Here is a 282-nt window from a genome sequence, read left to right as displayed (position 1 = left end):
AGGTTCGGAAGTATCAGATTTTGCGGATGTTTCAATGTACGTGATGACGCCTGAATATGGAGCTTCCACGCAGTTGGAAAAAATCGACATGTTGGATTATGCAGACTTAGTTGCTTTAAATAAATCTGACAAAAGAGGTGCACTTGACGCACTTCAGGCCGTAAGAAAGCAGTTCCAGAGAAATCATTTGTTGTGGGAACAGCCATTGGACGAAATGCCGGTCTATGCAACAAAAGCTTCTCAGTTCAACGACCACGGAACAACTGAATTATACAACAGACT

Annotated in this window: 1 protein-coding gene; it reads left to right on the top strand. The window is 42.6% G+C overall.

Annotation, left to right across the window (positions count from 1 at the left end):
• Nucleotides 1–34 precede the first annotated feature (34 nt).
• The coding region (locus ACPYOJ_RS35165) for a hypothetical protein (RefSeq protein WP_481420357.1) at nt 35–282 on the top strand (248 nt) is incomplete at its 3' end.

The organism is Rhizobium sp. SVR5-9E, assembly GCF_056755095.1.
The sequence above is the reverse complement of the archived record's forward strand: the minus strand, read 5'-3'. Positions and strand labels throughout refer to the sequence as shown.